Origin of the sequence: Secundilactobacillus collinoides DSM 20515 = JCM 1123, assembly GCF_001435975.1 — a bacterium.
GTDB lineage: Bacteria > Bacillota > Bacilli > Lactobacillales > Lactobacillaceae > Secundilactobacillus > Secundilactobacillus collinoides.
On the sequence record NZ_AYYR01000084.1, the window covers coordinates 1 to 4,472 of the forward strand.

4 protein-coding genes and 1 pseudogene are annotated in these 4,472 nt (G+C 39.5%); all 5 read right to left on the reverse strand.

The genetic code is table 11. The annotated features are described in order from the left end of the window. Positions 1 to 134: 134 nt before the first annotated feature. Positions 135 to 885 (reverse strand): annotated as a pseudogene (locus tag FC82_RS13235) (UTP--glucose-1-phosphate uridylyltransferase). A gap of 84 nt (positions 886 to 969) precedes the next feature. Next, positions 970 to 1,815, reverse strand: coding sequence for a dTDP-4-dehydrorhamnose reductase (gene rfbD / locus FC82_RS13240; protein ID WP_056997250.1), 846 nt, complete (start codon positions 1,813 to 1,815; stop codon positions 970 to 972). 69 nt (positions 1,816 to 1,884) lie between these two features. After that, complete coding sequence (rfbB, locus tag FC82_RS13245; protein ID WP_054762904.1) at positions 1,885 to 2,916, reverse strand: dTDP-glucose 4,6-dehydratase; 1,032 nt, start codon at positions 2,914 to 2,916, stop codon at positions 1,885 to 1,887. Positions 2,917 to 2,927: 11 nt separating this feature from the next. Next, a complete protein-coding gene (gene rfbC, locus FC82_RS13250) occupies positions 2,928 to 3,509 on the reverse strand; it encodes a dTDP-4-dehydrorhamnose 3,5-epimerase (RefSeq protein ID WP_054762906.1) in 582 nt (193 codons plus the stop codon). A gap of 1 nt (position 3,510) precedes the next feature. Continuing rightward, positions 3,511 to 4,383, reverse strand: coding sequence for a glucose-1-phosphate thymidylyltransferase RfbA (gene rfbA / locus FC82_RS13255; protein ID WP_056997251.1), 873 nt, complete (start codon positions 4,381 to 4,383; stop codon positions 3,511 to 3,513). Between the last annotated feature and the right edge of the window lie 89 nt (positions 4,384 to 4,472).

Sequence of the window (4,472 nt, forward strand, 5' to 3'; positions counted from 1 at the left end):
CTCCATGGCCTATTTGTATAATTTGAACTTGTTGCACTTAGATTTTAAATCCGGGTACGATTCCATTAAAAAACCAACCACATAATAAATGTGGCTGGCTTTTTTAGTTTTATTGTCAGTATTCAACCGCTCAATCAGTTCAAAATATACTGTTTCAACTCAGCCTTAATCTCCGAAGGCGTCAACCCATATTCCACATTAGCGGTCACTTAGCCCAGCACATTTCCAATATCGAACTGTACCCAGCTTTTGGTTTCTCAAAAACGCCGAAGATCTCAAGGACCAACAAGTAACGCCCAATGACTAGCTTTATCTAACACCGGCTTTTTTACGAACTTACGAACGTTATACAAGACGTCAGACACTTCACCCTCAGGATCAATCACCCCCTAAGCTGACGCATTTTCATGAGGTACCTTCTTGACGGCCAAGAGAGAAGCGCGGATCTTTTCATACTGGTTGTCAACGATGCCTGATCACCCATTAAATCGTCACCTAGCATGACCACAAATGGTTCATCGACAATGAACGACTTAGCCATGCGCACAGCTTCGCCTAGCCCATTAGGATATGGCTGCCGAACGAAGAATAAGTTAACACCAATATCCTTGGTATCGTTAACCAGCTTCAATAAGCTGTCCTTACCCTTCGGCTACAAATTCTGTTCCATTTCAGGGCCTGGGTCAAATTAATCTTCAATGGACCACTTTTGTTTGCCTTCAACGATTAAAATATCGGTGGTACCACTTGCTTTAGCTTCCTCAACGATAAACTGAATTGTCGGTTTATCGACCATTGGAAGCATTTCTCTTGCAAGTGCCTTGATGACCGGAAAAAACGTGTGCCGAGGCCAGCAGCGGGGATAACTGCTTTACATACTTTCATCATCCTTTGCCCCCCTACATTAGAAAATAAAATATTTTAGTTCCATTGTTCCAAAATTAGGCATCATTTAAATTGAATCTAAGATTATCTGTCCAAATCAGTAAGAAATAACGCAAGTGCTTCCTGCCAGGTTGGAATTGTAAACCCTGTTGCCTTGGCCTTATCCAAATTCATAATTGAATGTCGTGGCCGATAAGCTTTCTGAGGATACTCCTCAGAAGAAACTGGTAACACTTTAGCATCTGTAGCCTTCAAAATTTCAGTCGCGAATTCGTACCAGCTACAAGTATTGTCGTTAGCTAACTGATAGGTGCCAAACTTACAGTCAGCCTGTATTAAATGTAACATGAACTTAGCCAACGTCTTTGTCCAGGTCGGCCGTCCCACCTGATCATTAACCACTGTCAGGGTATCATGTGTGTCCGCCAATCTTCGCATTGTATAGACAAAGTTTTTTCCATATTCGCCAAACACCCAAGATGTTCGGACAATGTAGTAATCATTCAAAGCTTGCTTTACGGCTGTTTCGCCAGCCAGTTTTGCCTTTCCATACTCATTCTTTGGATTAGCCGGCGAATCTACGCCGTACTCACCAGCATTAGTCCCATCAAAGACATAGTCAGTACTGATGTATACAAGGGTAGCATCAATTTCTTTAGCGGCGTCAGCAACGTTTTTTGTTCCTTCAACATTGACCCGCCAATTGGCATCTTTACCAACATCTTCAGCATTATCCACGGCAGTATAAGCTGCACAATGAAAAATAACATCTGGCTGTAGTTCATGTAATTTTTGGAAAACGAGATCCCGATTGGTGATATCTAAATCAGACGAATCATACCCCCAGAAATTAATGTCTTCATCATCCAGTAACTTGCCTAATTCTGTCCCAAGCTGCCCTTTTGCACCGGTGACCAAGTATTTTACCAATGAAATACCCTCCATTTCGATTCAAAAAAAGATTTGTCACGATGGACAAACCTCAATTTGATAGTTCAATTACTGACCGTTTTTAGCATATTTCGCTTCAACAGCATCTTTTTCAGCTTTCCACCAATCTTCGTGTTTAGTATACCAATCGATAGTGTGCTGCAGGCCGGTTTCAAAATCAGTAAATTCTGGTTGCCAGCCTAATTCTGTTCGAAGTTTGGTCGAATCAATTGCGTACCTTAAGTCATGACCAGGCCGATCTTTAACCTGATCATACGCGTCTTCTGGCTGTCCCATCAACTTAAGAATAAGTTCCAATACTTCTTTATTATTCTTTTCGCCATCAGCACCAATCAAATATGTTTCACCAATTTTGCCCTGGGTCAGAATCTGCCAAACAGCGCGAGAATGATCATTGGTGTGAATCCAATCGCGAACATTTTTCCCACTACCATAAAGTTTAGGACGAATACCACTTAGAATATTAGTAATCTGACGTGGAATAAACTTCTCGATATGTTGGTATGGTCCATAGTTATTGGAACAGTTTGAGATAGTGGCTTTCAATCCAAATGAGCGAACCCAAGCACGAACAAGCAAGTCAGAACTTGCCTTAGAAGATGAATATGGGCTACTTGGTTTGTATCGTGATTCAGGTGTGAACTTCTCTCCTACGCCCTCACCGTGACCTGGCAAGTCTTCGCGTAACGGCAAATCTCCATAAACTTCGTCAGTCGAAATATGATGGAAACGAACATCATATTTATGACAGGCTTGGATTAGCGTATAGGTACCTACAATGTTTGTTTGAATAAAAGGTGATGGATCAATTAATGAATTATCATTATGACTTTCAGCAGCATAGTGAACAACTGCATCGGCTTTAGATACTAATTGATCGACAAGACCTGAATCACAAATATCACCTACTATCAGTTCAACTCGGTCTGTTGGCAGGCCTGCCAAATTTGCCTCGTTGCCAGCATACGTTAACTTATCCAAAACAGTAATGTGTTTAACTTCTGGATGATGTTCAACAACATAATGTACAAAGTTAGAGCCGATAAAGCCCGCACCACCAGTAACGATTAAATTATCCATAGTCATGCTCCTTAAATTTCACCATAAACGAATGGATTGTTCTTTTCGAATTCAGTGAAAGTTGGTTGTGCTGCATCTTTTTCTGAGGTGATTGCTTGATTAAAATCAATTGGCCAATTAATCCCTAATTCTGGAGTCTTGAATGAAAAACCGCCATCAGCTTCTGCATTATAGTAGTTATCACATTTATATAGGAAGTTGACATTATTGGTTAAGGTAACAAAGCCATGTGCAAACCCCTTTGGTACCAGTAATTGACGATGATTACTTTCAGAGATGATGTATCCTTCCCACTGTTTATATGTAGGTGAACCCTTACGAACATCTACAATGACATCAAAAACGGCGCCAGTGACAACTCGGATTAATTTTGTTTGAGCCGCCTTGCCTCGTTGAAAATGTAGTCCACGTAGTACACCTGCTTGTGAAGATAATGATTGATTGTCTTGAATGAAATCATAGTTAATTCCGGCTGCTTTAAAATCGCGATCAGAATATGTTTCTGTGAAAAATCCTCGTTGATCGCCAAATACAGTTGGTTCGATAATTTTTACGTCCTGTAACTTAGTATTCGTTACTTTTAGTTTTCCCATGTCACTTTATGTCCTCCGCTAATCTTAGCAAATATTGACCATAATCATTTTTTCTCAATGGTTGAGCTAAACTTATCAATTGTTCAGCGTCGATATAGCCCATCCTATAAGCAATTTCTTCTATACAAGCAATTTTTAAATTTTGTCGTTTTTGAATAGTTTCCACATAAGCTGCTGCTTCTTGTAAAGAATCGTGTGTTCCAGTATCTAGCCAAGCGTAACCACGGCCTAATAACTGTACATCTAATTCACCCTGATCAAGATAAGTTTGATTGACGTCAGTTATTTCCAATTCTCCTCGTGAAGAAGGCTTAATATTTTTAGCTATTTTTACAACTTGATTATCATAAAAATATATTCCGGTAACCGCAAAATTACTGGTAGGATGCTTCGGCTTTTCTATGATAGACTTAGCATGGTGTTTATTATCGAAGTTTACTACACCGAATCTCTCAGGATCATTAACATGATAGCCAAAAATCGTTGCACCCTTTGTTTTTCGAGCATTTCGTTGTAGCAATTTTGATAAACCTCCACCATAGAAAATATTATCACCAAGGATTAAACACACAGAATCATCTGCAATAAAATCTTCAGCTAAAATAAATGCCTCAGCAAGACCATTGGGCTGTTTCTGTACTTGATATACAAAGCGCAAGCCCAATTCTTTACCACTGCCAAATAATTCCTGAAAACGCGGTAAATCCCGTGGAGTTGAAATTATCATAATATCTTGAATTCCGGCTAACATTAAACTTGATAACGGGTAATATATCATTGGCTTATCATATATCGGTATCAGTTGTTTTGAGGTAGCCTTTGTAATTGGATATAATCGCGTGCCTGAACCGCCTGCTAAAATAATGCCTTTCATGACAAAAATACTCCTTTATTTATCTATTAAAAAGTTCCTCAATTGTCAAGTTAAGTGCAACACTAATGGCCTATTCTTATAATTGGTCT

Excerpts from the sequence above, each read along its gene's own strand:
- rfbB (WP_054762904.1), bottom strand. The coding sequence starts at position 2,916 with ATGGATAATTTAATCGTTACTGGTGGTGCGGGCTTTATCGGCTCTAAC.
- rfbC (WP_054762906.1), bottom strand. The coding sequence starts at position 3,509 with ATGGGAAAACTAAAAGTAACGAATACTAAGTTACAGGACGTAAAAATT.
- rfbA (WP_056997251.1), bottom strand. The coding sequence starts at position 4,383 with ATGAAAGGCATTATTTTAGCAGGCGGTTCAGGCACGCGATTATATCCA.